24 protein-coding genes are annotated in these 26326 nt (G+C 66.4%); 14 read left to right on the top strand and 10 right to left on the bottom strand.

Annotated elements, in window-relative coordinates; all coding sequences use genetic code 11:
* The first annotated feature begins 36 nt into the window (after positions 1-36).
* Together EDF57_RS11615 and EDF57_RS11610 are read left to right on the top strand one after the other, a co-directional pair.
* Positions 37-1068: an alpha/beta hydrolase gene (locus EDF57_RS11615; RefSeq protein WP_134094370.1), complete on the top strand. Its 1032-nt coding sequence runs from the start codon at positions 37-39 to the stop codon at positions 1066-1068.
* A 143-nt stretch (positions 1069-1211) separates the two neighbouring features.
* Positions 1212-3629, top strand: coding sequence for a TonB-dependent receptor (locus tag EDF57_RS11610; RefSeq protein ID WP_134094369.1), 2418 nt, complete (start codon positions 1212-1214; stop codon positions 3627-3629).
* Positions 3630-3645: 16 nt separating this feature from the next.
* Here EDF57_RS11610 and malQ read toward each other — a convergent pair whose 3' ends face one another.
* Positions 3646-5706, bottom strand: coding sequence for a 4-alpha-glucanotransferase (malQ, locus tag EDF57_RS11605; RefSeq protein WP_243841020.1), 2061 nt, complete (start codon positions 5704-5706; stop codon positions 3646-3648).
* Between the two features lie 414 nt (positions 5707-6120).
* Here malQ and EDF57_RS11600 point away from each other — a divergent pair, with 414 nt between their 5' ends.
* A complete protein-coding gene (locus EDF57_RS11600; protein ID WP_132266810.1) occupies positions 6121-6330 on the top strand; it encodes a hypothetical protein in 210 nt (69 codons plus the stop codon).
* A 29-nt stretch (positions 6331-6359) separates the two neighbouring features.
* On the opposite strand, the gene EDF57_RS11595 is transcribed toward EDF57_RS11600, so the two are convergent.
* The gene (locus EDF57_RS11595; RefSeq protein WP_243841019.1) at positions 6360-8120 is read right to left on the bottom strand and encodes a GGDEF domain-containing protein; all 1761 of its coding nucleotides are present in this window, start codon (positions 8118-8120) and stop codon (positions 6360-6362) included.
* 376 nt (positions 8121-8496) lie between these two features.
* Here EDF57_RS11595 and EDF57_RS11590 point away from each other — a divergent pair, with 376 nt between their 5' ends.
* The gene (locus EDF57_RS11590) at positions 8497-8883 is read left to right on the top strand and encodes a hypothetical protein (RefSeq protein WP_134094367.1); all 387 of its coding nucleotides are present in this window, start codon (positions 8497-8499) and stop codon (positions 8881-8883) included.
* Between the two features lie 165 nt (positions 8884-9048).
* A complete protein-coding gene (locus tag EDF57_RS11585) occupies positions 9049-9693 on the top strand; it encodes a prolyl oligopeptidase family serine peptidase (protein ID WP_134094366.1) in 645 nt (214 codons plus the stop codon).
* Between the two features lie 13 nt (positions 9694-9706).
* On the opposite strand, the gene EDF57_RS11580 is transcribed toward EDF57_RS11585, so the two are convergent.
* Positions 9707-11254 carry a class I SAM-dependent methyltransferase gene (locus tag EDF57_RS11580; protein WP_166675252.1) on the bottom strand — a complete coding sequence of 516 codons (1548 nt, stop codon included), beginning with the start codon at positions 11252-11254 and terminating at the stop codon, positions 9707-9709.
* A 141-nt stretch (positions 11255-11395) separates the two neighbouring features.
* Positions 11396-12307 carry a LysR substrate-binding domain-containing protein gene (locus tag EDF57_RS11575; protein ID WP_132266818.1) on the bottom strand — a complete coding sequence of 304 codons (912 nt, stop codon included), beginning with the start codon at positions 12305-12307 and terminating at the stop codon, positions 11396-11398.
* 114 nt (positions 12308-12421) lie between these two features.
* Between EDF57_RS11575 and EDF57_RS11570 the strand changes: the two genes are divergently transcribed.
* Both EDF57_RS11570 and EDF57_RS11565 read left to right on the top strand, forming a co-directional pair.
* Positions 12422-13456 (top strand): aldo/keto reductase, encoded by a 1035-nt coding sequence (locus tag EDF57_RS11570; RefSeq protein WP_134094364.1) that lies wholly within the window; start codon positions 12422-12424, stop codon positions 13454-13456.
* Between the two features lie 10 nt (positions 13457-13466).
* Complete coding sequence (locus EDF57_RS11565; RefSeq protein WP_134094363.1) at positions 13467-14666, top strand: MFS transporter; 1200 nt, start codon at positions 13467-13469, stop codon at positions 14664-14666.
* A gap of 3 nt (positions 14667-14669) precedes the next feature.
* Here the strand turns inward: EDF57_RS11565 and EDF57_RS11560 are convergent, their stop codons facing one another.
* Genes EDF57_RS11560 through EDF57_RS11540 form a run of 5 tightly spaced genes read right to left on the bottom strand, consistent with a single transcriptional unit; the run spans position 14670 to position 18879 of the window.
* Positions 14670-15383 (bottom strand): SDR family oxidoreductase, encoded by a 714-nt coding sequence (locus EDF57_RS11560; protein WP_134094362.1) that lies wholly within the window; start codon positions 15381-15383, stop codon positions 14670-14672.
* A complete protein-coding gene (locus EDF57_RS11555) occupies positions 15376-16590 on the bottom strand; it encodes an MFS transporter (RefSeq protein ID WP_134094361.1) in 1215 nt (404 codons plus the stop codon). The genes EDF57_RS11560 and EDF57_RS11555 overlap by 8 nt, the downstream gene beginning before the upstream one ends.
* A gap of 50 nt (positions 16591-16640) precedes the next feature.
* Positions 16641-17390 carry an SDR family oxidoreductase gene (locus tag EDF57_RS11550; RefSeq protein WP_134094360.1) on the bottom strand — a complete coding sequence of 250 codons (750 nt, stop codon included), beginning with the start codon at positions 17388-17390 and terminating at the stop codon, positions 16641-16643.
* Positions 17390-17938, bottom strand: coding sequence for a cupin domain-containing protein (locus tag EDF57_RS11545; protein WP_134094359.1), 549 nt, complete (start codon positions 17936-17938; stop codon positions 17390-17392). Before EDF57_RS11545 ends, EDF57_RS11550 begins: the two co-directional genes overlap by 1 nt.
* Entirely contained in the window at positions 17935-18879 is a 945-nt protein-coding gene (locus EDF57_RS11540) for a fumarylacetoacetate hydrolase family protein (RefSeq protein WP_134094358.1), read from the bottom strand. Before EDF57_RS11540 ends, EDF57_RS11545 begins: the two co-directional genes overlap by 4 nt.
* A gap of 186 nt (positions 18880-19065) precedes the next feature.
* On the opposite strand from EDF57_RS11540, the gene hisD reads away from it, so the two are divergent.
* The 7 genes from hisD to EDF57_RS11505 all read left to right on the top strand — a co-directional run bounded on the left by hisD (position 19066) and on the right by EDF57_RS11505 (position 25156).
* On the top strand, positions 19066-20397 hold the full coding sequence (hisD, locus tag EDF57_RS11535; RefSeq protein ID WP_134094357.1) for a histidinol dehydrogenase: 1332 nt from the start codon (positions 19066-19068) through the stop codon (positions 20395-20397).
* A gap of 2 nt (positions 20398-20399) precedes the next feature.
* On the top strand, positions 20400-21155 hold the full coding sequence (locus tag EDF57_RS11530; RefSeq protein WP_134094356.1) for an SDR family oxidoreductase: 756 nt from the start codon (positions 20400-20402) through the stop codon (positions 21153-21155).
* A 25-nt stretch (positions 21156-21180) separates the two neighbouring features.
* A complete protein-coding gene (locus EDF57_RS11525) occupies positions 21181-22332 on the top strand; it encodes an alpha/beta hydrolase (RefSeq protein ID WP_134094355.1) in 1152 nt (383 codons plus the stop codon).
* 47 nt (positions 22333-22379) lie between these two features.
* Positions 22380-23408 carry an aromatic ring-hydroxylating dioxygenase subunit alpha gene (locus tag EDF57_RS11520; RefSeq protein WP_134094354.1) on the top strand — a complete coding sequence of 343 codons (1029 nt, stop codon included), beginning with the start codon at positions 22380-22382 and terminating at the stop codon, positions 23406-23408.
* Positions 23401-23808, top strand: coding sequence for a VOC family protein (locus EDF57_RS11515; RefSeq protein ID WP_134094353.1), 408 nt, complete (start codon positions 23401-23403; stop codon positions 23806-23808). Before EDF57_RS11520 ends, EDF57_RS11515 begins: the two co-directional genes overlap by 8 nt.
* Positions 23805-24092: an antibiotic biosynthesis monooxygenase gene (locus EDF57_RS11510; RefSeq protein ID WP_132266839.1), complete on the top strand. Its 288-nt coding sequence runs from the start codon at positions 23805-23807 to the stop codon at positions 24090-24092. The genes EDF57_RS11515 and EDF57_RS11510 overlap by 4 nt, the downstream gene beginning before the upstream one ends.
* A 62-nt stretch (positions 24093-24154) precedes the next feature.
* Positions 24155-25156 (top strand): MBL fold metallo-hydrolase, encoded by a 1002-nt coding sequence (locus EDF57_RS11505; RefSeq protein WP_134094352.1) that lies wholly within the window; start codon positions 24155-24157, stop codon positions 25154-25156.
* Positions 25157-25162: 6 nt separating this feature from the next.
* On the opposite strand, the gene EDF57_RS11500 is transcribed toward EDF57_RS11505, so the two are convergent.
* A complete protein-coding gene (locus EDF57_RS11500; protein WP_134094351.1) occupies positions 25163-26233 on the bottom strand; it encodes a VOC family protein in 1071 nt (356 codons plus the stop codon).
* Between the last annotated feature and the right edge of the window lie 93 nt (positions 26234-26326).

The following is a 26326-nucleotide window of genomic DNA, read 5'->3' as shown; positions in this document are numbered from 1 at the left end:
CACTTGGTCATGGACGAACAAGCATGCGGCGAGACAATGAACAATAGCAAAGCGGGCAACGGCGGCACGGATCGCAGCAAGACCGGCGACAAAGGCGCCGTGAAGCTCGGACCCAGGGCGATCCCGATCCCCCGGTCGATCAGCGAAGAGGCGCAGGCGGCGCTGGCTCGTCTCGTCGGCGAGGACGGCATCCCCCTCCATGCCCACTACGAGATGCCGCAACCGGACGATTTCGCGGGCTGGATGCGCATGAAGGCCGCAGCGGACGCGCAATACGCCGCCGCCGTGCAAGGTCTCGCCGGCAGCCTGCGCGCCGCCGCAACGACCATGGAACAGGGCGGTGCCACGATGCACGTCGCGATGCCGGAGGCTCCGGCCGAAGACAGCAGGGCTTTGATCGACTTCCACGGCGGCGCCCTCGTCGTCGGCGGCGGAGAGGCCTGCCGCATCGGCGCGTGCCGCCAGGCCGATCAGCATGGCATCGCCTGCTACGGCGTCGATTACCGGATGCCGCCCGGGCATCCCTATCCGGCCGCGCTGGACGATTCCCTGGCGGCCTATCGCGTCGTTCTGGAACGCCATGCTCCGGGCAGCATCGCCATCTGCGGCCGCTCCGCCGGAGGCAACCTGGCTGCGGCCATGCTGCTCAGGGCGCGGGAGGAAGGCCTGCCGATGCCGGCCAGCCTCATTCTGCTCTCGCCGCAAGTGGACCTGACCGAATCCGGGGACAGCTTCGAGACCAACCGCATGCTCGACGTGGTGCTGCCACGCCCGCTGCCCTCGAACAACCGTCTCTATGCAGGCGGCGCCGATCTCGCCGATCCCTGCCTCTCCCCGCTGTTCGCGGACCTGCAGGGCTTCCCGCCGACATTCCTGCAATCCGGCACGCGCGACCTTTTCCTGTCGAACACCGTCAGGATGCACCGCGCGCTGCGGCAGGCGGGCGTGGCGGCCGAACTTCACGTCTTCGAGGCGATGCCGCATGGCGGCTTCATGGGCGGCACTCCGGAAGACGCGGAACTGGAGGCGGAAATTCGGCGCTTCATTCAGGCGCATTGGAACGAATAAGGGGGTGCTGCTTGCGCCTGATCCCATGATGACTTGACTGGAGAGGAAGCAAACGTCGCCCCGCCGATCATTGGCTTCCGGTCGATTGACACAAAATGCCTGTCCACCAACCCTCGCCGTTCATGTGCGGCGGAGAGAAGACGATGGACAGGCAACAACTGGCGGTGGGCTTTGCCGCGGCAATTCTCGGCATATCTCTCACCTCGCCTGAAGTCCGCGCCCAGGAAGCGCCTCCCAGTGCCGCCGCTGCCGGATCGGGCGAGATCATCGTCACGGCCCGCAAGCGCAGCGAACGCCTGCTGGACGTCCCGGTCGCGGTCTCGGCGCTGTCCCAGGAGCAGCTCCAGCGCTATGCCACGGTCACGCTCACCTCGATCAGCCAGCAGGTGCCGCAGCTCGTCATCGCGGAATCGCAGAACCAGGTGGGCGGCTCGATCAACTTGCGCGGTATCGGCTCCGGCATTTCCAATCCTTCGACCGAAACGGCAGTCACCCTCAACATAGACGGCATCCCGATCAGCTACGGAAACGCGATCCGCCTTGGCCAGATCGACCTCTCCCGCGTCGAAGTGCTCAAGGGGCCGCAGGCCCTGTTCTACGGCAAGAACAGCCCCGGCGGCATCATCTCGCTGGTATCCCAGGATCCGGGCTCCAGTTTCGAGGCGAAGCTGCGCACCGGCTACGAATTCGCAGCCGACCAGCGCTTCGTGGAAGGCTCCGTCTCGGCGCCGCTGACCGAGACTGTCGGCGCCCGCGTGGTGGGCTACTACTCGAAGGAGGATGGCTGGTTCCGCAATGTCGCGGTGCCGATCGCCGGCGTCACGCCCGGCCCGGCGGCAGACAGCTACAATGCCGAAGACGTGTTCGTGCGCGGCACGCTGTCCTTCCATTCGCCGAGCGGCGCCACCAGGGCCACCGCCAAAGTCGCTTATGGCCGCCGCACCCGCGACGGTGTGGGGCCGACCGGCGGGTCGCAGATCGTCTTCTGCCCGGGCGGCGTCAGCCGGCTGTCCGGCGCCATCGACTGCAAGCTGAACCGCAAGTTCTACAGCGTGATCCTGCCCGCCCGGATGACGGCGCTGGACCCGACGCTGGGTGACGGCGTCCCCTTCGTGAAGTCGACCCAGTTCCTCGCCTCCCTGTCGATCGACCAGGACCTTACCGACGAACTCACGCTGTCGTCGGTAACCGGCTATTACCGCCTCGGGGAAAAGTCGGTCGATCCCTTCACCTTCTCCAATGTCCCCTATTTCGGCGCATCGAACGACATCGTCGCGGACGGGGTGAGCCAGGAAATCCGCGTCGCGACCGACTTCGACGGGCCGTTCAACCTGCTCTTCGGCGGTTTCTTCCAGGACGCGCACTTCAAGATCCGGCAGGCCTTCGCCGTCGACTTCGGCGGGACGACCCGGCCTTTCCTCGTCGGCTCCACTTTCTATGACGTGCATACCAGCGCCTATTCGGTCTTCGGACAAGGCCGCTACAAGCTGGCCGACGACCTCGAACTGGCGGCGGGTGGTCGCTATTCGTGGGAGGACAAGTCCCTCCAGGGCACTTCCTTCGCCAGCCCGATCGACGTGCTGAACCCGCGGCGGACTTACGAGGACTTCTCGCCGGAAGTCACCCTCACCTGGCGGCCGAGCAACGACCTCACGCTCTATGCGGCCTATCGCGAGGGCTTCACTTCCGGCGGCTTCAACACAGTGCCCACGACACTGCGCTCGCAGGCGAACCCTTCGCTTCCCCGCGTGGATTTGTCCTATGGCCAGATGACCGCGAAAGGCGGCGAAGCCGGGATCAAGGGATACCTCGCCGGACGACAAATCCTGTTCGACCTCGTCGGCTACTACTACAAATATTCCGGCCTCCAGCTTTCGCGCTACGACAATGCCTCCTTCACGCAGCTGACGCAGAACGCCGGGGGCGCGGAGATCGAGGGCGTGGAGGCCAGCGTGACCCTGCGGCCGGACGCGCTTGCGGGGCTCTCGCTCAATGCGGCGGCGGCCTACAACCACTCGCGCTACACCGACTTTATCGGCGGATGCTACGCCGGCCAGTCCGTGGCCGCCGGCTGCAATCTCAACCCCCGCAATCCGAGCCTCGCCGCCTCCACATACGGCACGGCAGCGAACCCCTATCAGGATCAGGACCAGACCGGACAGCGGCTGTTCCGCGCACCGCTGTTCACGCTGACCGCGGGCGCCGCCTACGACCACAGTTTCTCCGAACGTCTGGGCGGCACCCTGGCCGTCGATACCAGCTATTCGAGCAGCTACATCACCCAGACGGAAGCCAATCCGCTGAACCGCCAGGGCTCCTACTGGCTGCTCAACGGTGCGGTAACCCTGAACGGCGGGGAGGACAAACCGTGGGAACTGGCGCTGATCGGCCGCAATCTCACGAACAGGCTCTATGTCGTCGCCGGCTCGGTCGTGGGCGCCACCGCCAGCGGGACGGGCACCGCCGCGACGGTTCAGGGCGACGTGCTGGGCACGGCCAGCCCCCCGCGCTCGGTCACGTTGCAGCTGACGCTCAAGAGCAGCCTGCTGCAGGGCCGCTGACGGCAGGCGCGCCCCTTCAAACGGCGGGCGGTGCAGACCGGCTCGCGGCCTCCTCCTCGGGAAATGCCATGCTGCGCCGCCCATCCAGCATCGCGATCCGCGCCGCGACGCGCTCACCGTCCAGGATCGCATCGAGCGGCGCGGCCATGCGGCGGCGCCAGTTGGGGTGTTCGTCCACGGTGCCCGGAAGGTTCGGCTGTTCCTCCAGGCCGAGGATATCTTCCAGCGGCACGATAGCGAGGTCGGACCCCGCCCGCGCAATCTCGCGGATCGCCGCGTCGACGGCGTCGGCCGGTTCGCTCGGCAGAGGCTGAGGCTTTCCTTCGCCGATCGTGCGCCACAGCGCCGCCCGGTCGGCGGATCGCCGGTCGTCCGCAGCCTCGCCTGCCGCGCCGCGCCCGAGGGCACGGTTCCATTCGAGGTCACGGCCGGACCACCAGCCTGCCACGGTCGCCGTGTCGTGCGTTCCGGTCATCGCCGCACTCGAACGGTCGTAGCGGGACGCGGCCTGGAAGCCTCCGTCGTCGTCACGTTCGAACCAGAGCACGCGCATGCCCAGAAATTCCCGGTCGCTCAGCAGATGGTCGAAGCCCGGAGGCCGCGTGCCCAGGTCTTCCGCCACGATCAAGGCCTGGGCACGGTACGATTCCAGCGCGACCAGGCGCGTCAGGTCGTGAATGGGATAGTTGAGGTAGGCGCCCTTGCTGGCCGGCTCACCCTCCGGGATCACCCATAGTCGCGCCAGCCCGAAGGCATGGTCGATCCGCAAGCCGCCCGCATCGCGCAGCCCCGCGCGCAGCATGGCCAGCCACGGTTCGAACCCGCTGGCCACCAACCCACGCGGCGAGAAGCTGGTCAGCCCCCAGTTCTGCCCATCCGGGCCAAGCGGGTCCGGCGGGGCGCCGATGGTCAGCCCGGAAAGGACACTCTCCTGCATCGCCCAGGCATCGCTGCCTAGCGGATCGATCCCGACCGCGAGATCCTTGACGATGCCGATCTTCATCCCGGCCTCCAGCGCGGACTGCTGCACGCACTTCATCGACCGCGCGGCAAGCCACTGCGCGAAGAGGTGGAACCGGATCTCCTCCGCATGGTCCCCGGCAAACCGTTTCGCCTCCCTGCCGGAGGGATCGTGATAGCCGGAGGGCCAGTTCTTCCAGCCCCGGCCATGCGCCGCAAAATGCAGCGAAAGCGCATCGAACAGGGCATGACCATAGGCACCCGCTACCTTTGCAGCCCAGGCATCGACTTGTTCCCGTACCTCGCTGCCGCAAGCGGCATGGAGCTTTCGCATCGATGCCAGGCGCCGCGGCAGGGCTTCGTCCCAGTCGATCAGGGCAGCACCCTCCGGCTCCGCGTAAGGCTCCAGGCCCGCGAGTTCGGGCGCAGCCAGCGCGGCGTTCAGGAACAGGCGGCTCGATGGGGCATAGGGGCTGAACCCACTCGACTGACCGGCGAAGACCGCATGTACCGGACTGATCGCGAGCGCGTCGGCGCCAAGCCCTGCAAAGCGGACCGCGGCATCCGCCAGCGCCCCCAGGTCGCCGAATGGCGCGGGGCCGTGCTTCCTCAGCGAAGGGATCTGGATGGCCGCCCCCCATGTCCTCAATCCATGAAGGTCATGGCCGAGCGAGAAGGCACGGTGCGGAGCGACCGCCAACCGAACCGACTGGCCACCGGCATGGAGGTGATAATAGCCGGGCTCCTCGATCGCCATGACCAGCCCATCGTGCGCAGGCAAGGCGCGCGAAGTGCAGCTGTCCTCCGAAACGAGATCCACCCGGTGCAAGTGGGCAAGCGCCTTGGGCAAGCGGACGGGCGATCCTTGCTCCGCCGTTATCAGACCGGGAAGCGCCAGAGCCTCTTCCCGCCAACGGGAGAAGCTCTGCCTGATCTCGTCGTCCGACCCGGCCGCATAGCCCAGCGCACCCAGCACCGAGACGAGCACTTCGTCGGCAACCAGACACTCGGTTCCCTCGGCGCTTCGCCAGGCGCGCATGACGCCCACTGCTGCGGCAAGATCATGGAGCGGGGTGCGCGGCTCCCACTTCGGCGCGGCGCCGACGTCTAGAGACAAGGGGGCACCTTCAAACGCCGAACCCTTTCCGGTCTCGGACCTGCACCGAAAATGTTCCGTCGCATCTCGCCTCCTCGCTCAAAGGCAAAGCCGCAAGACCGGCAAGGTTCCGAACCAGGTCCCGGCGCCGAAAGAGAGCGTGTGGTTCGGGCGCCTTCCCGGTCGCCCGCTTGCCCGGCCGCCTGTTTATCGCGGTAGCTTCCCGGCTTTCACAGACGGCGGTGCTCTCGCCAGCGCATGGTTTGGACAGGTCGAACGGCTTGCCGGTTAAAATGCAAGTTCCGACGCCCACCGCGCTCTCGCCCCGGCCGCGCAGGAACTTTTTGCCCTTTGCCAACCTTAACCGTCGAAATTTTAACCAGAATCACGCTTTACCGGTTGCGTGCAACGACATCCGGTTAGCTGGAGCCACGTATGAAGACCTATACCTTGAAGTTCTCGGACGATGATATCGGCGTGGCTCGGCGTCTCGAATTCAAGGCTTCGGACATGACCGGCGCGCTCGTCATCGCGCACCGCGAGGCTTCGAAGCGTTCGGCGGAACTTTGGGAAGGCGCCCGGAAGCTCTGCTCCATTCGCCGTCCCGCGAACGACGTGTGGATGCCTGCCAGCCTCAAGGCCTGACAGGGCGGGCTGCGGTTGCCCTCAGGCGGCTAGACGGTCTCCGCCAGCTTGAGCATCATCGCCCCCGCCTCCGCAGCCGGAACCGCCCGCGAATAGTGGAAACCCTGTCCCAGCAGGCAGCCGAGCGCCAGCAGCTCGCGGGCCTGGTCGGCATTCTCGATTCCTTCGGCCACCACCTTGATGCCCAGCCGCTTGGCAATGCCGATGACGCCCTCGACGATGGCGGCGCTCGGGCCTCTCGAAACGAGGTCTTCCACGAAACTCCGGTCGATCTTGATGATGTCCACCGGCACCGTCATCAGATGGGTGAGCGAGGCATAGCCCGTGCCGAAATCGTCCAGCGCCAGCCGGATGCCCCGCGAACGCAGCGCCTGCATGGACTTGCGAACGATCCCCGCGTCGTCATCCATGCAGACCACTTCGGTCACTTCCACGATCACATGCTTCAGCGGGACATTCTCCCGGTCGAAGCTCTCGGCTAGCACCGCGTAGATCGTGCCGCTGTGAAAGTCGGCCGACGAGACATTGATGCCGACATGCTGGAATGCGATCCCCAGATCGAGCCAGCCACGGACGTCCCTGGCCACTTGTGAGATCACCTGCCTGGTCAGCGCCGTCGCCACGCCGGCGTCGGACGTCGCCTCATGGAAGGCGGAGGCCGACACCAGCTGGTCGCCGCTGCGCATGCGGCAAAGCGCTTCCACGCCGACGATCTCACCGGTCTCGATCAGGACGATCGGCTGATAGAACGTCTCGATGCGGTGCTCGCGCAAGGCGACGTCGACCTCGCGAACGGCAGCGAGCCTGCGGGTGATGCGCGATCCGATTTCGTCGGAGTAGGGAACGTGGGAACCGCGGGCGGTATCCTTGGCGTGATAGAGCGCAAAGTCGGCCTTCTGTCGCACGCGCTCCGGCAGCAGGTCGCCCGGGGCCAGTTCGGCATAGCCGATGGTGGCACGCGGCACGATGGGGTTGTCCACCTGCCCGCCGGCGCGGGCCAGCGCCGCGAGGTAGCCGGCCATGGTCTCATCCAGCGCGCGCAGGGCGGCCGGGTCCTGGACGATCACGGCGAACTCGTCCCCGCCGATCCGGAACAGCGGCTCCGGCGCGGCTGCACGGGAGAGACATTTGGCCACGAGTTGCAGCAGGCTGTCCCCAGCCTGGTGGCCGAAGGCGTCATTGGTGACTTTCAGGTTGTCGAGATCGATCACCGCCAGTGCCCAGGCGCCCGGGATCTCGCAGCTCAGGCCGGAAAGCGCGGCATTGAAAGCCGCCCGGTTCGGCAAGTCCGTCAGGGCATCAGTATGGGCGCGGCGGTTATGGTCTTCCACCCGCCGTTCCCGGTCGAGCGCGATGGCGCACAAGTGGACGCATTGATCGACGATCTCCCGCTCGCTCTGGGTCGGCCCGCGTTTCTCTCCGAAGTAGAAGGCAAAAGTGGCTATCGGCTCGCGGTTCGCCCCCAGGATCGGGCTCGACCAGCAGGCGCGTATTCCCAGCGGCAGGATGAGATCGCGAAAGCCCTCCCAATGCGGATCTTCCGCAATGTCCTGGGAAAGCACCTCGGTCCCGAAATAGAGCGCGGCCCCGCAGGCCCCGATGGTCGGTCCGATTTCAACGCCGCTGACCAGATCGCAAAAGGCAGGAGGAAGCCCCGGACCCGCCAGCGGACGGAGGCATCCATCGGCATCAGCAGTCACAACGGAGCAGATTACATCCGGCGCCAGGCGATTAACTTCACGGCAAAGACGATACACCGTCTCGGATAGCGGCTGACCCTTGGCAATCATCTCCAAAATAGTGCTTTGAAAGTCAATCACATGAGACATCCGCTGTTTTGCACGCAAGGCCACTGTATCTATGGAAACTTAATTTCCCCGTGATCGGGCATGAAGGGAAACAGCCGATCCGGTTGCTTTCCCGTTTCTGCCGCCCGCTCGGGGACGTTCTCCACCCCTTAGGAAGGGCTCCGCGCAGTCGAAGTTCCGCTGGCCGTGACAAAGTCCATGAACATCGCGGGCCACTATCCAAGTAACGTGCCACTGCGCGCGCCCGGCATCATGGCAGGATCAAGACCTTGACGAGAGGGCCAAAGCGCTACTTTAAGGGCCTCATGAAATTGCGCGGCGCCGGTTCCTCGCGGTTTCGCTTTAGGGGGTTTAATCCATGAAGTTTGTGCTGGCTTCCGGCGCGGCCGCTCTTGCCGCCTTCCTGTCGCTGCCATCTGCAGCCCAGACCTCGACCTGCTACCTTCTGGGTAATGTCTCCAGTTGCAGCGTCCGATCCGGCGGGGCCAGCGACAACCCGGCCTGGCAGCGCTATTCCGCCTTCCAGGAACTGGAGCGGCAGCGAAACGAAAACCAGCAGCGCCGGGAGGACGAGGAAAATCTCGCGCAGGCCCGCAAGGGGCAGGAACTTCGCGAGACGGTGGGCGCACTCGTGGCCGATGGAAAATGTGCCAGCGCGAAGCGTGCAGCGCTCCAGGCCGGTGACTTCGCGCTGGCCGAGCAGGCAGCTTCGCTTTGCGAGCCGCCTTCCCGCGCCGGACACTGAGCCGCCCGCCAGCGGCGGGAACCGGCGGCCGGAATTTCGCAACGCTCCGCAGGCTCTCGGCGCCGTGGCACTTTAGAAAGGGAAATTCACGCTTGCCGTCAGGCGAATTTCGGCCTCTCAGAGTTGCGACCAGGATCTCCCCGATCCGCCGAAAGGATATGCGCCTTGCTTGACGGCCCCCGCCTTGCCCCCCTCTCCGGCTCCAGTGCCGATGCGCTCGTGGTCCTGATCCACGGCTATGGCTCCAACGGCGATGACCTCATCGCGCTGGCGGCCGCGATGCAGCCCATGCTTCCCGGCGCGGCCTTCGTCGCGCCCAATGCCCCCTCTCAGCTGCCGCACATGGCCGCCGCCTACCAATGGTGGCCGATCGAGACCTTCTCGATGGCCGAGCGCGCCGCGGGTGCGGCGGCGGCCGCGCCCGGGTTGGACGCCTTCATCACGGCGGAACTGGAAAAGGCCGGCCTTTCCAGCGACCGCCTGCTTCTCGTCGGCTTCAGCCAGGGAACGATGATGGCGCTTCACGTCGGCCTTCGGCGCCCCGATGCAGCAGCCGGCATCGTCGGCATTTCCGGCATGCTCGTGGCGCCGGAAAGCCTGCAGGCGGACATCCGCAGCCGCCCGCCGGTCCTGCTCATCCACGGCACCGAGGATGAAGTCGTGCCGTTCCGCTCGATGGAGATGGCCGCCACCGTCCTCACCGAAACCGGCGTGCCGGTAGAGACGCATGTCTCGCCGGGGATCGGCCACGGCGTGAGCCAGGACGGTCTCGTCGCAGCCACGAACTTCGCGCGGCGCGTCCTGACCTGACTCCGGCACCCGCTCAGGCGAGCGCGCCGAGCCTTCGCCATCTCGGCAAGTCACGGTCCAGGAATGTCCGCGCGCGGCTGCGTGCCTCGCGGCGTTCCTGGACGCCTTCGAGCGGGCTTCCGCCGCGCTGCAGCGTCCTGCCGGATCCGGCGAGCGAAAGGACCAGCCGTTCGGACAGCGCCGTCTCGTCGGCCAGGCCGCCAAGCGCGAGCCAGGCATCGATGAGCATGAGGTCGGCAAAGTCGACAGGCACGGCGCCGCCGATCGCCGGCGCCGCGAGATGGTCGTAAGGCATGCCGCGTACCGCTTCGCGCGCTATGGCCGCATTCAGGCGCTGGGCGGGTGCGTGGTCAGTGCGCGGCGCCTCAATGCCGAGCGTTCCGGCATGTAGCAGCATCAGCACCAATTGCAGCACTTCCGTCAGATCCTTGCCGCCGGCCTTCGGCAGCACTGCCAGTTCCGCCAGTGTCAGCGATCGTTCCGCCAGAGCCTCGACGATCCCGGCATAGGCAGGCGGTTGCAGCGCGAGTTCGCCGAAGGGCGTGCGCACCGACAGGGTTGCCCCGGGTGCAGGGGCATCGAGCAGAAGGAAGCGGGTCTGCGCCGCCCGCTCGCCGGGCGTGGGCGTGAGCGTGGGCGTGGGCGTGGCAGGCGCTTCGCCGCGCCGGTAGACGTCGCGCCGATAGAACTGGTTGATGACGAAGTCCTGCACGTCCTGCCGCAGCAGCGGATCGCCCTGTGCCAGGATCGTGTCGCGCAGAGCCGAAGGCAGGAAGGCGGGCAGCAGCGCTTCGGGCAGCGTTGCCGAGCCCGCAAAGGCCAGCCCGGCCCCGGCCACCTCGCGGGCGACTTGCGAATGCCACATCGGCTCCCACCCTTCGTGCAGATATTCGTGGGCCAGTTGGGCAATGTCGCGCTTGCGCAGCGAATCCAGCCTCGCGCCGAGCCCGGGCAGCAACTGGAAGGTGGCAGCGCCCCCGCCGCGCAGCTGTTCGAACAGGGAGATCGAACGGTCCAGCACTTCCGCCACCGGCGCCGCCCCTTCTTCGTGGATAAGCCGCGCCATGTGCCGGAAGGGCATCGTCGCCAGCCAGCCGGGCTGCGCATTGTAGCCGATGTAGACCAGCGCCCCGGGCGCGCTCGCCTGCCCGATGCACTGCAGCAGCGCCTGGCGCACCGGCGCCGTGACCCAGCTGTAGACGCCGTGGAGCGCGACATGATCGAACCGGCCCAGCGCCTCCGGCCAGGATCGTGCCAGCTCGACGAAGTCTCCCTGGACGAATTGCACATTGGCAAGACCGGCCGATGCCGCGATCCCGTTCGCATGGTCGACATGCTCGGCCATCAGGTCGATGCCGACGAACGCCCTGCCCGGATTGGCCGCCGCCAGCAGGCACAGTCCGAAGCCCTGCCCGCACCCGAGTTCCAGGAAGCGCCCGCCCCCTGCCGCCGAAGTCTCGCCCGCTCCCGCGGCAAGATCCATCCAGGCAGGCGCCATTTCCCGGCAATAGCCGTAAGTGTAGCCTACCGAGACGTCGTAGCCATGCGTCCGGTCATCCATCTGTCGCACCCCGATCATAATTCGCCAGTGCCCGGCTTGGCACGCCAACCGTGACGGTTTGACGAAACGGACCTTGCGCGGCCTGGGGCCGATCGGCGGCCTGCTTAGGGATAGCGGTCGCCTCGCGGCGCCTCGCCCGTGTCAGCGCAGGTTCGCGGCGAGGAAATCGACGAAGACGCGGATGCGCGCCGGGGTGCTGTAGCCGCCGACGAACACGGCGTGGATGAACTCCACGTCTCCGGGATTGAACGCCTCCAGAATGGGCACCAGCCGCCCGTCCGCGATCTCCCGCTCCACGCTGAACCGCCCCACCCGCGCCAAGCCGACCCCTGCCGCCGCGAGCTGCCCCAGCGTCTCTCCGTTGTTGGCCTCGATGCTGCCTTTCACGGACAGCGCGAATTCGCGCCCCTCGCGCAGGAACGGCCAGACCGGCTCGGCCCTGCGAAAGTTGAAGTTGAGACAGTTATGGCCGTGGAGATCCTCGGGTTCCTGCGGCGTGCCGTTCCGCGCGAGGTAATCCGGCGCGGCCACGATCACCCGGCGCGTTTCGCCCAGCTTCCGCGCCGTCAGCGTGCTGTCGGCCAGCGGTCCGAACCGGATGGCGATATCCGCCTGCCCTGCCGCCACGTCGACCAGTGTGTCGGTAAGCGCAATGTCCACCAGGATATGCGGATGACGCGCTGCGAACGCGCCGAGCAAGGGCACCACGCATAGCCGTCCGTGCGAGAGTGCGGCGCTGATCCGCAAGCGCCCGCGCGGCGCGCCCTGATCGGCGATGAGCTGTTCGGCATCGTCGAGATCGGCCAGGATACGGCGCGCCATCTGGAGATAGGACTGACCTTCCGACGTCAGCGCCAGCGCCCGGGTCGAGCGCAGCAGCAGCCGCACGCCCAGCCGCGCCTCGATCCTGTCGATCGCGCGGCTGACGGCGGAAGGGCTGAGGTCCAGCAGCCGGCCGGCACCCGAAAAGCTGCCCTGCTCCACCACCGCCACGAACAGTTCGAGCGCACGGGCCCGGTCAGTGCCGCCCGCGAGCTTGGCTTCGCTCAGCATCTTTGCGTCACAGTCAAAATTCCTTCGCGTTCGCGGGCAGTACCGCCTTCGGTATTTTGCCGTCATCTATGCGCCTGCATAGCAAATTCACCGCTGCCGCGAGAAGGATTGTTCATGGAATATCGTCAACTCGGCTCATCCGGCCTGCGTGTCCCCGCCCTGAGCTTCGGGACCGGCACTTTCGGCGGCCAGGGTCCGCTCTTCGCCGCCTGGGGCAGCAGCGATACCGCCGAAGCGCGGCGCCTGCTCGACATCTGCCTGGAGGCCGGCGTCACGCTGTTCGACACGGCCGATGTCTATTCGAACGGCGCCTCGGAGGAAATCCTCGGCCAGGCGCTCAAGGGCCGCCGCGACGACGCCCTGATCTCCACCAAGACCGGGCTGCCCACCGGGGACGGACCGCAGGACTGGGGCGCCTCGCGCTCGCGCCTGATCGGCGCGGTGGAGGCCGCGCTGCGCCGTCTCGATACCGACCGGATCGACCTGCTGCAGCTCCATGCCTTCGATGCCCATACGCCCGCGGAAGAGCTGATGATCACGCTCGACCGGCTGATCGCCGCGGGCAAGGTCCGCTACGCCGGGGTCTCGAACTATCCCGGCTGGCAGGTGATGAAGGCACAGTCCGTCGCCGACCGCCACGGAATGCCGCGGCTGGTGGCCCACCAGGTCTATTATTCGCTGGTCGGCCGGGCCTACGAGCACGAACTCATGCCGCTCGCGGCGGATCAGGGCCTGGGCGCGCTGGTCTGGAGCCCGCTCGGCTGGGGCCGCCTCACCGGCAAGATCAGCCGCAGTCGCCCCGTACCGGCGGGGAGCCGCCTGCACGATACCGAGCAGTTCGCGCCGCCGGTCGAAACGGAGCTGCTCTACGCCGTGGTCGACGTTCTGGAAGCCATCGCCGGGGAAACCGGCAAGAGCGTGCCGCAGATCGCCCTCAACTGGCTGCTGCGCCGCCCGACCGTCTCCTCGGTCATCATCGGCGCGCGCAACGAGGAACAGCTGCGCCAGAACCTCGGCGCGGTCGGCTGGTCGCTCACTGCCGAGCAGGTCGCCCGGCTCGATGCCGCCAGCGAGGTGCTGCCGCCCTATCCCCACACCCCCTATCGCCAGCAGGAAGGGTTCGCTCGGCTGAACCCGCCGCTGGTCTGAGGACCATCCGATGAAGCTCAATCCCGGCCTTCTGGCCCTGTCCGTCGGCGCTTTCGGCATCGGCGTCACCGAATTCGCACCGATGGGCCTGCTGCCCGTCATTGCCGGAGATCTGGGCGTCTCCATCCCCGCCGCCGGGCTGCTGATCAGCGCCTATGCGCTGGGCGTGGTGCTGGGCGTGCCGGTGATGACGCTCACCACCGGGCGGGTACCGCGCCGCACGCTGCTGATCGCCCTGGCCGGGATCTTCACCCTGGGCAACCTGCTGGCAGCGGTATCCGGCAGCTACGGCATGCTTCTGGCCGCCCGCGTGCTGACCTCCTTCAACCACGGCGCCTTCTTCGGCGTCGGCTCGGTGGTCGCCGCCAGCCTGGTCCCGCCGCACCGCCAGGCCGGCGCGGTGGCCGCGATGTTCATGGGGCTGACGATCGCCAATGTCGTGGGCGTGCCCTTGGCGACCTGGGCGGGCGAGCACCTCGGCTGGCGCGCCTCGTTCTGGGGCATCGCGGCGCTGGGCGGTGTCACGATGGCGGCGCTGCGCCTGACCCTGCCTCCCTTGCCCTCTACGGACGGCGGCGATGTGGCGGCCGAACTGCGCGTCCTGATCCGCAAGCCCGTTCTCGGCGCGCTGGCCCTGACGATCGTGGGTTCCAGCGCGATGTTCACCGTGTTCACTTATATCACCCCGATCCTGCGCGAGGCGACGGGCGCCTCTCTCGGCTTCGTCACGGCGATGCTGGTGACTTACGGCCTCGGCCTGACGGTGGGCAACTGGCTGGGCGGCAAGTTCGCGGACCGTTCGGTCGATCGCACGCTGATCGTCACCCTGGCCTCGCTTGCCGCGATTCTGATCGCTTTCGCCATGACGATGACCCATGCCGCGCCTAGCGCGATCGTGATCTTCCTGTGGGGCATCGCCAGCTTCGCCCTGGTGCCGCCGCTCCAGGTGCGGGTCATGGACGCGGCCAGCGACGCGCCCAACCTGGCATCGTCCATGAACATCGGCGCCTTCAACCTGGGCAATGCGCTGGGCGCGGCGCTGGGCGGCGGCGTGATCGCTCTCGATCTGGGCTATCCTGCCGTAGCCCTGGCCGGCGCGGCAACCTCCGTCATCGGCCTGGCGGCGCTGCTCCTGACGAGCGGCCGGAGCGCGGCACGCCAGAGCGGCGAAATGGCGGCCGAATGCACCGGCGGCGCACGGCTATCGTGAGATCTACCAGGCCGTAGCCCCTGCATCCACGGCAATGTCCGCTCCGGTGACGTAACGCGCCTCCGGGCTAGCAAGCCAGGTCGCGGCCCAGGCGATGTCCTCCGGCTCGCCCAGCCGCTTCAGCATGTTTCCGGCCAGGACCCGGCGCCCGAAGTCGGGATCGGCCTCCAGGTGCCGGGCCGTGGCCGCCGTCCTGATGAAACCGGGCGCAATCGTATTCGCGCGAATGCCGTGCGGGGCGCCTTCCATGGCAAGTTGCCGCGTCATCGCCAGCACGCCGCCCTTGCCCGCGCAGTGCGCCAGCGCCGGGGAACCCTCCAGCGCATGGCGCGCATTGGCCGATGCGAAGTTGACGATGCTGGCCGTGCCGCTCGCCTTGAGCCAGGGCCAGGCCGCGCGGGTTGCCAGGTAGACGATGTCCAGCTCCCCCGTCAGCGTCCGTTTCCAGTCGGCATAGCTCAGGTCCTCGATCCACGAGAAGACTGCGAATGCTGCCGCGTTGACGAGAACGTCGATCCGGCCGTGCTCCGCGCCGATCCTGGCGAAGAGCGCGCGGGTGGCCGCCTCGTCGATGAGATTGCAGGCCTCGTCGGTTCCCGAAAGGTCGACGCCGATCACCCGCGCGCCCTCGTGCCGGAAGATGCGCGCGACGCCTTCGCCTATGCCGTTCGCGGCACCGGTGACCACGGCGATCCTGCCCGCAAGACGATCAGCCATGCGCCATCGCCCCATTGCCGCCGTGCGATGCGCGCGAAGCGATCAGCGCCACGACGACCCCGCCCAGCGCGGCGAGCGACAGGACCGAAAAGGCCCCCAGCAGGCCGCCTGTGTGCCGTCCCGCAAAAGTCACCACCAGCGGGGAGAGGAACTGCCCGAACGCGAAGGCCGATTGCCAGAAGCCCGTCCCCCGGCCGCGAAATTCGAACCTGAGGATCGACATCGACCAGACCAGCAAAGTCGGCAGCAGCAGCCCTGCCCCGATCTGGTTGACGAAGCATCCGGCAAGGAAGCCCGGAACGGTGCCGGACCTTGCCATCAGCATGAAGCCGATGGCCAGCAGGGCGAATTCGAGGAGCAGCAGCCGTCCCACTGCCAGCCGCGTGCCAATGCGCGAATAGATGAAGGTCCCCAGCGGCACGCCGATAGAGGCGATGGATGTCAGGAACCCCCGCTCCGCCGGACTGGCCAAGCCGAGTTCGGCCAGCCCGCTGGGCGCCTGGATCTGCACCGTATAGAAGAACACCGAGCCATAGACCGTGATTACCACGATCATCGCCATCGTCACCCAGGGAAAGCCCGCCCAGGAGCGGTTGTGCGGCGGCGCATCGGCCTCGTCATCGGCGGTGCCATCGCGCGATGGCTCCCATGTGAACTTCCAGACGAGCGCAAACATGACCAGCGCCGAGGCATAGGCCCAGAACGGCGTCCGCCAGCCGCCTTCTCCCAGCACCCCGCCGAGGTTGAAGAACAGCAGCGCCGACATCGAGGCGAAGGCCGTCTGCGCAGCCAGCCACTTGTCCCGCGAGGCACCCTTGTAATAGTCGCCGATCATCGTCGTCGAGAGCACGTAGATCAGGGCCTCGGCAATGCCCACGCCCACGCGCGAGATCAGGATATGGGTGAGATCGTCGAGAAACACGGGCATCACGCCGACGACCGCATAGAGCAGGAATGCCGCCAGCAGCAGCCGGCGCCGCCCGAACCAGTCTCCCAGTATCCCCGCCAGCGGACAGAGCAACGCCACGCAGAGCGAAGGCAGCGTGAGGATCATCGGCACCCAGTATTCATGGCCCGGCACCGCGGCGTAGTGTGCCATCAGATCCGGGATGATCGGCGCCAGCAGCACGATGGCCATGGTCGTCAGCGTGATCGGCAGCAGCAGCGATATGCCGGTCAGCAGGCCCGGCTCGGGATGGCGTGTCATTATCTCCCTTTCTTCGGCCGCCTGTCTCCGGGCCGATAGAAACACAGTTTTCAGCTTCCGTCGGTGATGAGCGTACCCCCGTCCACGACGAGATTATGTCCAGTGACGAAAGCCCCGGCATCGGAGGCGAGGAACACGGCGGCGCCTGCCACTTCCGGCGGCGTGCCGGGTCGGCGCAGCGGAGTCATTGCCATGCGGCGGGCCATGAAAGTCTCGTCCGCCAGCAAGGGTGCGGACAGTTCGGTGGCGATGAAGCCGGGCGAGATCGCGTTGACGCGCACGCCGCGCGGCCCCCACTCCACCGCCAGATTGCGCGCCAGTTGCGCCACGCCCGCCTTGGCGAGGGCATAGGCATTGATCCGCCCATTGCCCCTCAGGCCCGAGAGGCTGGAAACCAGCACCGCCGCGCCGCCGCCCTGCGCCGCGATATGCGGCAGGGCAAGGTTGCAGAGCGCAACCTGACTGGTGAGGTTGATCGCCATGACGCGGGCATAGTCGGCCATGTCGAGATCGGCGAAGGCTCCCGCCTTGCCGGTGATCCCGGCATTGCAGACAAGAATATCCAACCCGCCGAACTCCGCCACCGCGCGGTCCACCAATGCGGCCAGCGCGGCATCGTCGGTCACATCGCAAGGCTGGCCGGGCATACCGAGTTCGGCGGCGACGCGCGCGGTATCCCCTGCATCCTCGCTGGAAATCACCACGCGCGCGCCTTGGGCGATCAGCCCTTCGGCAATGGCGCGACCGATCCCGCGCGTGGAGCCGGTGACGATCGCGCTCTTGCCGGTAAGGTCGAACATCAGGCCTTACTCGCCGCCTCGTTGTAGACCGGGTCGACCTGCTCGGGCTTGGCCTCATCCAGCGGCACGCCATCGTGGAGGTAAGCGGGCGCTTCGATCAGAATGAAGGCGATGCGGCAGACTTCTGCGGTGGTGTTGCGCCAGAGGTGGTTGGTGCCGCGCTGAATTATGATCCCACCTTCGCGCACCGTCTTCTTGCAGCCGTCTTCCAGTTCCAGTTCGATCTCGCCCTTCAGCACGATGCCGTAGTCGATCGAGTTGGTGCGGTGCATCGGGCTCTGCTTGCCCGGCAGCATGTCCACCACCCGGATCACCGAGCCGCCTTCCAGCGTGGTGCCGGTAGGGCGTTCGCGGCCCTCGGTCTCGTCATTGTTGTCGGCAGGGACGGTGGCGGTGGTCCAGATCGTCAGGAACGAGGCATCGCCAGAGGGCACCATCCTGGTCGGCGTCACGTCTTCGGAGCGGAACACGGCACGGCCATTCTCGTCATGTCCGGTGACGACGCGCTGGACCGGCGGCAGACCGGAATCGGAAAGAACCTCGCTCATGCCTTCACAACCTTCTGTTCGATCACGCCGAACGGCGCGCGGCCGTCGGCAAGGGTTCCCTGCATGCGCACACTGTCGCCAAAGCGCATGAATTCCGTGCGCGGCTCACCGAAATCGACCAGTTCGATCCCGCGCCGCTCGGCAATGCAGGAGGAGCCGATTTCGCGGTAATTCTCGTTGGAGACGGTACCGGATCCGATCACCGTGCCCGCCACCAGATCGCGCGTGGCGCAGGCATGGGCGACAAGCTCGTGGAAACCATGGCCCATCGGCTCGCCATTGGCGGCGCCGAAGCGCTTGCCGTTCCAGTCCACCAGCAGGTCCATGCAGACGCGGCCATCGCGCCACTGGTCGCCCAGTTCCTCCGGCGTGACCGCGAAGGGCGCCATCGAGCAGGGCGGCTTGGCCTGGACCCAGCCGAAGCCGGTCTTCATCTCCGGCCCGGCCAGCTTCCGCAGCGACCAGTCGTTGATCTGCACGATCAGGCGAATGTGCTTCATGCAATCCTCGGCGGAAGTGCCCATCGGCACGGCATCGACGATCACGCCGAACTCGCCCTCGAAATCGATGCCGTTCTCTTCGGTGAGGTAGCGCACATCCTCGGCAGGACCGTAGAACTTGTCCGAAGTCCCCTGATACATCAGCGGCTTGCCGGTCTTCACCGGCACCACGCCCAGCGCCTTGTCCATCAGTTCCCCGTGGCAGGCGAAAGCCGAACCATCGAGCCACTGCCACGCACGCGGCAACGGCGCACGCAGCAGCGCGGCATCGAGCGCTTCGGGAAATTCGGAAATCTCGGCCAGTACGGGCGCGACGAAAGCCCAACTTTCCATCGCCTGTTGCAGCGTATCCACCGGCGCGTGGGCATAACGATCGCCTTCGGGCGAAACGACGACGAGGCGCCCGTCCGGGGTGCCGTCATCGAGAGTGGCGAGGCGCATTGTTCCTTGTTCTCCCAAGAATGCCGTGTCGAAAGCTTTGTGCTTGGGAACCGGGCTAGCGAAGCCCCCGTGCGGCAACAACGGCATAGGATCGATAGCAAGGCATCGATAACATGCGATGGTCCCCGCTCGCTCCCCGGCGCTAGGTCCGGTGAAAATCACGTCACACCGGATCGGGAGAATATCATGGCCATCTGGCTGAAGCGCGGCGCCACTGCCGAGGCAAAGGCAGACGCAGACCGCAAGGTCCGCGACATCGTCGAGGCGGCGCTCGCCGATATCGAGAAGCGCGGCGATGAAGCGGTGCGCGACATGTCGATCAAGTTCGACGGCTGGGACCGCGACGACTATCGCCTCAGCCAGGCCGAGATCGACGCCTGCGTCGACAGCCTGACCCCGCAGGAACGCAAGGACATCGAGTTCGCGCAGGCACAGGTGAAGAACTTCGCCCAGATCCAGCGCGATTCAATGAAGGATGTCGAAGTCGAGACGCTGCCCGGCGTGGTGCTGGGCCACAAGAACATCCCGCTGGGTTCGGCCGGTTGTTACGTGCCCGGCGGCAAGTATCCGCTGCTCGCTTCCGCGCACATGTCGGTGATCACCGCAAAGGTCGCGGGCGTGAAGCGCGTCATTACGTGCGCCCCGCCGTTCCAGGGCCAGCCGGCACGCGCCATCGTCGCCGCGCAGGCCATGGCCGGGGCCGATGCGATCTATGCGCTGGGCGGCATTCAGGCGGTGGGCGCGATGGCGATCGGCACGCAGAGCATCGATCCGGTCGACATCCTGGTCGGCCCCGGCAATGCCTTCGTCGCCGAGGCCAAGCGCCAGCTTTTCGGCCGCGTCGGCATCGACCTTTTCGCCGGACCGACCGAAACCCTCATCATTGCCGACGAGATCGGCTGCGATCCTGAAATCGCCGCCACCGATATCCTCGGGCAAGTCGAGCACGGCCCGGACAGCCCCGGCGTGCTGCTGACCAATTCCGAGAAGTTCGCCCGCGCAACCATGGCCGAGATCGACCGCCTGCTCCAGATCCTCCCCACCGCCGACCATGCGCGCAAGGCGTGGGAAACCTTCGGCGAAGTGATCGTGGCCGACAGCTACGAGGAAATGGTCAAGGTCGCCGACGAGATCGCCAGCGAGCACGTGCAGGTGATGACGGCTGACCCGGACTACTTCCTGAACAACATGACCAACTACGGCGCGCTGTTCCTGGGCAATCGCACCAATGTCAGTTTCGGCGACAAGGTGATCGGCACCAACCACACCCTGCCCACCAGGAAGTCCGCGCGCTACACGGGCGGCCTGTGGGTCGGAAAGTTCCTGAAGACCTGCACTTACCAGCGCGTCACCACCGATGAGGCTTCGGCGCTGATCGGCGAATACTGCTCGCGCCTCTGTGCGCTGGAAGGCTTCGCGGGGCATGGCGAACAGGCCAATATCCGCGTGCGCCGCTTCGGTGGCCGCAACGTGCCCTATGCCGGGCAGGCCGAACCGACACCCGAAACGGCGGCGTGACCGTGAGACTTCCGAAGACGCCAAGCCTGCGCCTTGACGGGCGACGGGCTGTGGTGACCGGAGCGGGCCGGGGCATCGGCCTCGGCGCCGCTGCCGCGCTGGCCGCCGCGGGTGCCGAGGTCACGCTCGTCGCCCGCACCTCGGCCGAGATCGAGGCCGCCGCCGCCGAGATCGGCAATGGCGCGGAGGCCGCGACGCTCGACGTCTCCAACCTCGACGCCGTCGCCGCGTTCTTCGAAAGCCGAGAGCCGTTTCACGTCCTCGTCAACAACGCCGGCACCAACCGGCCCAAGCCGATGTGGGAAGTGAGCGAGGACGATTACGACGCCGTGCTCGATCTCAATCTCAAGTCCGCCTTCTTCGTGGCGCAGTCCTGCGTGAAGCGGATGCTCGCCACGGACACCAGGGGCAGCCTGATCCACATGGGCAGCCAGATGGGCCATGTCGGCGGGCCGAACCGCTCACTCTACTGCGCCAGCAAATGGGCGCTGGAAGGCATGAACAAGGCCATGGCGCTGGACCTTGCCCCCCACGGCATCCGTTCCAACACCATCGCTCCGACTTTCATCGAGACCCCGCTGACCAAGCCGTTTTTCGAAGACGAAGCGTTCAAGGCCAGCGTCCTTTCCAAGATCAAGCTGGGCCGCATCGGTCAGGTGGAGGATCTGATGGGCGCGGTGCTGTTCCTCGCTTCCGACGCTTCCGCGCTCATGACCGGCACCAGCCTCGTCGTCGATGGCGGCTGGACTGCCGAATAATCATCTCAAAATCGCAGGATAGATCATGTTCGAACCGTTTCCCGGAAACTACGTCTGGAACCTCGCCACCAACCTCGCGCTCGCCTGTGGCGGCAACTATGGCGAGATCGACGAGGCCAACCGCCCGATCATGGAAGCGAGCAAGGCCGGCGCCGATGCCGGCTCCGCGCAGATGTTCGATAGCTGGATCGCCGTGGCCGATCAGGTCTGCGCCAATGCCGACGCCGACGAGGCGGCAGGCTACCTGCTCTCCGCCGGCACCAAGTACCTGCGCGCCTCTGGCTACTATCTCGCTGCCGAGCGCATGCAGAGCCGCGACTACGCCCCGCGCTGGGCGGCTTACGACAAGGGACTGGAACTCTTCCACAAGGGCGCCAGGCTGCGCGGACTGCACATCGATAAAGTGGAAATCCCCTACGAGGACGGCGCCTATACCGGCATCTTCGTCCACGACGGTTCCGGCACGCCGCGCCCCACGCTTGTCTCGGTCAACGGGCTCGATTCGATGAAGGAGCAGGTCTGCATGGCGGGCCACGGCCAGTCGAACCTGGAGCGGGGCATGAACACCCTCTTCGTCGACCAGCCTGGCACTGGCGAGGCGATCCGCAAGCGCGGGCTTCCCGCCGTGTTCGACGGCGAACGCTGGGGCACACCCGCGCTCGAATACCTGCTGACGCGCGATGATGTTATCCATGACCGGATCGGCATTTTCGGCCTCTCCTTCGGCGGCTACCACGCCCCGCGCATCGCCGCGAACGAGCCGCGCTATGCGCTTTGCGCGGTGATGGGCGCCAACCACGTCTGGGGCCGTCGTCAGCGCGAACGCCTCGCCAACGAGGGCGAGAACCCGGTGCCGCATTACTGGGACCACGTCATGTGGGTGTTCGGCATCGAGGATCGCGACGCGTTCCTCGAATATGCCGACCAGATCACGCTGGACGGTCAGGTGGAGAAGATCCGCGTCCCCTTCCTCATCACCCATGGCGAGAACGACCGCCAGATCCCCGCCTTCAATGCGCAACTCAGCTACGATCAGGCGGTGAACAGCCCCAAGCGCAAGCTTCGCGTCTTCACCAAAAAGGACTTCGAAGTGGAGCATTGCGGCGCCGACAACGGCACCGGCATGCGCGACTACATTGCCGACTGGTGCGCGGAGACTTTCGCGGAAATGGGCTGACCCGTTACGCCTGAACAACGATAAAGAGGTCTGGGGAGAGGCCGCGAATGGAACGATATCTGCGCAATTGCTGGTACATGGCCGGCTGGTCCGACGAAGTAGGCGAAACCGGCCTGTCCCGCCGCATTCTCGACCGGCCGGTCTATCTTTACCGGCTGGAGGACGGTTCGCTGGCCGCTCTGCTCGATCGCTGCCCACACCGCTTCGCGCCGCTGTCGAAGGGATCGCGCGAGGGGGACGTGGTGGTCTGCGGCTATCACGGCCTCGCCTTCGCGCCGGACGGGCACTGCGTGCGCAATCCCTTTGCCGACCGCATCCCGGCGGGATCGACCATACCCCGCTTCGCCGCCGCCGAACGCGACGGCATCGTCTGGCTCTGGGGCGGCGATCCGGACACGGCCGATGCAGCGCTGATCCCGGACTTCTCCTTCGTGCCCGATACCCCGCACAGCCGCACCGTACGCGGCTACACGCTGATGAAGGCGAACTACGAATACGGCACCGACAACCTGCTGGACCTCTCCCACATCGAGTTCGTCCACAAGGGCACCTTTGCCGGGCAAGGCGTGATCTTCGCCGGCAAGCACGCGGTGGAAGTTGAGGATCGCACGCTCCATTCCAACTGGTGGATGCCCGATATCCCGCCGCCCTCCGTCGCGCGGCCGTATTTCCCGGCCGATGCGAAAGTCGACCACTGGCTGGATATGCGCTGGAACGCGCCCGCCGCGATGCGGCTCACGGTCGGCGTCTGTCCGCATGGCACGGAGCGGGAGAGCGGCTTCGAAGTGCCACAGGCACATATCCTGACCCCGGCAAGCGAGCACGAAACCCACTATTTCTGGTCCTCTACCCGCTACGACGATCTCGATTCCGAAGAGACGGATGCCGCGCTTCGCGCCCTGTTCGGAGAGGCTTTCGATTTGGAGGACAAACCGATGATCGAGGCCGCCTACGCCAACGTGAAAGGCCGCGATTTCTGGAGCGAGAAACCCCTCTCGCTCGGCATCGACCAGGGCGGCACCCGCGCGCGGCGACTGCTGGAACGCTTCATTTCACAAGAGAAGAGCCATGGCTGAATTCACTTTCCACCACGGGGGCGTCTCAGTCCCAAGCCTTGACGAGGCGATCGACTGGTACGGCCGCGTGCTGGGGTTCGAGGTCGAGAAGACGTTCTACATAAAGGCGGCAAAGTCCCGCACTGCGATGGTCCGCAAGGGGCCGCTGCGGTTCGAGATCTTCGAGGTGGAGGGCGCCGCAGCCCTCCCCGAAGACCGCCGCTTCCCGCCGCGCGATCTCAAGACGCACGGCAACAAGCACGTCGCCTTCCGGGTGGAAGACCTCGAAGCATTCCTGACGGAGATGGAAGAGAAGCAGGCCGACATCGCCTTCGTCGTGCGCGAAGCTTTCGGAAAGGGTTGCTTCATCCGCGACTGTGCGGGCAATCTGATCGAATTCGTCGAGGAGCCGAACCTGTGATCCACGAGATAGCCACTCTGACCATCGACCCTGCCCGCGCCGCCGAATTCGAGGCTGCCGTGGCAGAAGCCCGACCGCATTTCGAAGCGGCAAAGGGGTACGTCTCCTTCGCGCTCCATCGCTCGGTGGAGAATCCCGAACGCTATCACCTCGTCGTCGGCTGGGAGAGTGTGGAGGCCCACATGGTCGACTTTCGCGAGTCCGAAGGTTTCCAGGCCTGGCGCGCGCTGGCGGGGCCGTTTTTCGTCGGCACGCCCTCGGTCGAGCACTTCGCGTTGATTTAACGCGGTTCTGCCCTCGCACTTCCGCAGGCCGTTCCTACATGGCGTGCGGAGGTCGCCCCCGCATGCCAGATCGCAATCGCTACTATACCGGACCCGTCACCGACCATTTCGACGGAACGCGCTTTCTCAATCCTGCCGGTGAACCGGAAACCGATCGTTCCTTCAGCGATATCCTGCGCTGGCGCCGTACCGCGCCCGCCACGAAATGGCCCAAGACGATAGCCGTCACCCCCGTCGTTCCCGAAAGCCGGGTGGAGGGCCTGCGCGTCACCATGGTAGGTCATGCCACGCTGCTGATCCAGGTCGGCGGGCTCAATATCCTCACCGACCCCGTCTGGTCCGACCGCGCGAGCCCGGTCCAGTTCGCCGGGCCGAAGCGGGTGACGGCGCCGGGTATCCGCATCGAGGACTTGCCGCCGATCGATGCGATCCTGCTTTCGCACAACCATTACGACCACCTCGACATCCCGACGCTCAAGGCCCTCCATGCCCGGCACGCGCCGCTGATCGTCACGCCCCTGGGCAACGACAGCACCATCCTGCGCCACATTCCCAAAGCGCGGGTATCGGCCGGCGACTGGGGCGACGCCTTCGACATCGCCCCCGGCGCACGGGCGCATATCGTCCCTGCCCTGCACTGGTCGTCACGCGGGATGGGCGACCGGCGGATGGCGCTGTGGGGCGGCTTCATGCTGCGCGTGGGGGAGCGGTTGATCTACTTCGCGGGCGATACCGGATACGGCACCGGCAATATCTTCCGCCGCCTGCACGAGGAGTTCGGCCCGCCCGATCTCGCCCTGCTGCCGATCGGCGCCTATGACCCGCGCTGGTTCATGGCCGCGCAGCATACCGACCCGGAAGAGGCGATCCAGATCATGCGCGACCTTGGCGCCCGCGCTGCCGTGGCCATGCACTGGGGCACCTTCAAGCTGACCGACGAGCCCCGCGAAGACCCCGCGCTGCGGCTGCGCGCGAGGCTGGTGGAACGCGGGATCGACCCGGCCGCATTCGTCCCGCTGCTGCCTGGCGAATGGGCCGCGTTCGACCATCTCTTGGTCTTGTGAGCGCCGTCAGAGGGCGTGCTCATCGTCCTCGGTCAACTCGCTCAGCTTGCCTTCTATCGGGCGCTTGCCGGGCCTGTCCTTGCGGAACGGTTCGAAGCTGGCGCGGTCGGCGTCGAAAGCCATGTCCCAGGGAATGTTGTCGCCCCTGAAGATCGGCGGCGCATTGTTCGACCAGAGCAGCGATCCGAACCGGAAGTCCCAGGCCCGCGGCACCCAGTTGTCATCGAGATAGTCGGTATCGGCGTGATACTCGGCCTCGCCCGCCTTGCCGGGCATGTCGCAGTAATAGTAAATCGCGCTGGAAATGCGGTGGCGGGAGATACCGCCCGAGCTGTTCATGCTCTCGTTCTTCCAGCCCTTTCGCTCCATGATGTTGGCGCCCAGCATCACTTCGTCGATATCGTCCATGCCGAAGGCAATGTGCATGAACTTGAAGTGGTCTGGTGCGATGGGCAGGTCGCAGTTCACCCAGAAGATCGAGTGATGCTCGTAAGTCCCCCCGGCCCGGGCGAAGATGCCCGATCCCTTCGAATGATCGACGTAGCGGAAGCCGAAATGGCGTTCGTAGAATTCGAAGCTGCCGACATAGTCGGGCGAGAAGAACACGACATGGTTGATCGTCTTGGGAACCGCCTTGCTGCGCCAGATGCGGTGCTGGTTGAAGCGCGGATAGCTGGCGGGGGTATTGACCGGGCTGGCTGCCGAATGGAACGCGCGCTTGTCCCACACCCGCAGCGCCAGCGGCTGGCCGTCCGGGCAGACGGCATGGATGGTGCCGTCCGCATCCCGCGTCACTGGGACTTCCGCCGCCAGGCTCGCCGTGATCGTCTGGAGATTTTCGGCGGTATCGACGCCCCAGACGGTCTCCTTGAGGCCGTCTCCCGGGAAAGGATCCGGACTCGGCAAGCGGGCATCGCCGTGACGCAGGACGATAACCCGGCTGCCCGAGGCCAGGCGGAACACCGCTTCGTCCGCGCTGGCGCTTTCCAGCGGCAGGCCGAAATCGGTCCAGAACCGCGTGTGCTCCGCGACGTCCGCGACGCCGAACAGGACGCTCTCAACTCCCAGAATGCTCATGCTTGTTTCTATCCCGGCTGCTTGAGCCTTCCTTATGGAGGCCGCGGGCCGCGCCGAAAAACGCATGGAATGGGATCGGTGCTATCGAGCGGG

Source organism: Novosphingobium sp. PhB55 (assembly GCF_004368805.1).
Lineage (GTDB): Bacteria > Pseudomonadota > Alphaproteobacteria > Sphingomonadales > Sphingomonadaceae > Novosphingobium.
Note: the sequence above shows the minus strand (reverse complement) of the source record. Positions and strands in the feature narration are given on the sequence as shown.